The 2,853-nt window shown below is 51.9% G+C and carries 1 rRNA gene; it reads left to right on the forward strand.

Features of this window, described 5'->3' with window-relative positions:
* Positions 1-3 precede the first annotated feature (3 nt).
* Positions 4-2,853: ribosomal RNA gene (locus tag DW721_RS15795) — 23S ribosomal RNA — on the forward strand; the annotation flags it as partial.

Consider the following 2,853-nt stretch of genomic DNA (forward strand, 5'->3'; position numbering starts at 1 on the left):
TATGGTCAAGCTGATAAGGGCGCAGGGTGGATGCCTTGGCACTAAGAGCCGAAGAAAGACGTGATAAGCTGCGAAAAGCTGCGGTGAGGAGCAAATATCCATTGACCCGCAGATATCTGAATGGGGAAACCCGGCTGAGCAAACCTCAGTCATCCATACGCCAATACATAACGTATGGAGGGGAACCCGGGGAACTGAAACATCTAAGTACCCGGAGGAAGAGAAAGAAACATCGATTTCCTAAGTAGCGGCGAGCGAAAGGGAAAGAGCCTAAACCGGAGCGCGTGCGTTCCGGGGTCATGGACTGCAAAAGTGAGTCAGAAGCTAGAAGAAAGGTTTTGGGAAAGCCTGCCAGAGAGAGTGAAAGCCTCGTATTTGAAAGCGGAAGACAGCGGCAGTATCCGGAGTACCACGAGACACGAGAAACCTTGTGGGAAGTCGGGGGGACCACCCCCCAAGGCTAAATACTACTTAGTGACCGATAGCGCATAGTACTGTGAAGGAAAGGTGAAAAGAACCCCGGGAGGGGAGTGAAAGAGAACCTGAAACCCTGTGTCTACAAGCTGTGGAAGCACCCTACGAGTGCAACCGCGTACTTTTTGTAGAACGGTCCGGCGAGTTATGTGGTGTGGCAAGGTTAAGCACGGAAAGTGTGGAGCCGAAGGGAAACCAAGTCTTAACTGGGCGATAAAGTCACATAACATAGACCCGAAACCGGGTGATCTATCCATGTCCAGGTTGAAGCTGCTGTAAAAGGTGGTGGAGGACCGAACGCACATCCGTTGAAAAGGGTGGCGATGAGGTGTGGATAGGGGAGAAATTCCAATCGAACTCGGAGATAGCTGGTTCTCCTCGAAATAGTTTTAGGACTAGCCTGTCAGGAGTCTGCTGGAGGTAGAGCACTGAATTTTTGCGGGGGCGTCAAAGCCTACCAATGAATATCAAACTCCGAATGCCAGCCAGATGCTCTGATGGAGTCAGACTGCACGAGATAAGTTGGGTAGTCAAAAGGGAAACAGCCCAGACCACCAGCTAAGGTCCCAAAGTGCGTGTTAAGTGGAAAAGGATGTGGGAATTCGAAGACAACTAGGATGTTGGCTCAGAAGCAGCCATTCATTCAAAGAGTGCGTAACAGCTCACTAGTCGAGAGTTCCTGCGCCGAAAATGTCCGGGGCTAAAACACGACACCGAAGCTGTGGAATCATGCTTGCATGATTGGTAGAGGAGCATTCGCTGAGAGACGAAGCTGTACCGAAAGGAGCAGTGGATTTCAGTGAAGAGAGAATGCCGGAATGAGTAGCGAGAGATAGGTGAGAATCCTATCGGCCGAATATCTAAGGTTTCCAGAGTAAAGCTGATCTGCTCTGGGTAAGTCGGGGCCTAAGGCGAGGTCGAAAGACGTAGTCGATGGATAACAGGTAGAGATTCCTGTACTTCATGATATCAGAAATGTGGGGACACAGAAGCGAAGCACAAGCCGGGAATGGAAAGACCGGTGCAAGCTAAGGAGCAGTATGAGAGGCAAATCCCTCATACAATGCGAGAGAGTGAAGCGTAGCGAACATAAGGGTAGCGAAGTGTGTGGAGAAGCTGTCAGGAAAAGCCGCTATTGTGTATTATGAACCCGTACCGTAAACCGACACAGGTGGATGAGGAGAGAATCCTAAGGCCGACGGAAGAAGCATTGTTAAGGAATTCGGCAAAATGACCCCGTAACTTCGGGAGAAGGGGTGCCTGCGCAAGCAGGTCGCAGAGAATTGGCCCAAGCAACTGTTTAGCAAAAACACAGGTTTATGCGAAACCGAAAGGTGAAGTATATGAGCTGACGCCTGCCCGGTGCTGGAAGGTTAAGGGGAGTGCTTAGACTTTGGTCGAAGGTGCGAACTTAAGCCCCAGTAAACGGCGGCCGTAACTATAACGGTCCTAAGGTAGCGAAATTCCTTGTCGGGTAAGTTCCGACCCGCACGAAAGGCGTAATGATTTGGGCGCTGTCTCGACAATGCATCCGGTGAAATTGAAGTACCAGTGAAGATGCTGGTTACCCGCGCCAGGACGGAAAGACCCCATGGAGCTTTACTCTAGTTTGATGCTGGGATTCGATACTGCATGTACAGGATAGGCGGGAGACTGAGAAGTAGTGACGTCAGTTGCTACAGAGTCGCTGTTGGGATACCGCCCCTGCAGTATTGGGTTTCTAACCTGCGGCCGTAAGCCGGTCGGGGGACAACGTCAGGCGGGGAGTTTGACTGGGGCGGTCGCCTCCGAAAGGGTATCGGAGGCGCTCAAAGGTTCCCTCAGAATGGTCGGAAACCATTCGAAGAGTGCAAAGGCAGAAGGGAGCTTGACTGCGAGACCGACGGGTCGAGCAGGTACGAAAGTAGGACTTAGTGATCCGGTGGTATGAAAGTGGGATTGCCATCGCTCAACGGATAAAAGCTACCCTGGGGATAACAGGCTTATCACTCCCAAGAGTTCACATCGACGGAGTGGTTTGGCACCTCGATGTCGGCTCATCGCATCCTGGGGCTGTAGCAGGTCCCAAGGGTTGGGCTGTTCGCCCATTAAAGCGGTACGCGAGCTGGGTTCAGAACGTCGTGAGACAGTTCGGTCCCTATCCGGCGCGGGCGTAGGATATCTGAAAGGAGCTGGCCTTAGTACGAGAGGACCGGGCTGGACGAACCGCTGGTTCACCTGTTGTCATACCAATGGCATAGCAGGGTAGCCAAGTTTGGAAGGGATAAACGCTGAAGGCATCTAAGCGTGAAGCCCCCCTTAAGATAAGATATCCCTGGAGTAATCCAGTAAGACCCCTTGAAGACGACGAGGTAGATAGGGCAGAGGTGGAAGTGTGGT

The sequence above is a fragment of the Clostridium sp. AM27-31LB genome (genome assembly GCF_003480745.1).
Classification (GTDB): Bacteria; Bacillota; Clostridia; order Lachnospirales; family Lachnospiraceae; genus Butyribacter; species Butyribacter intestini.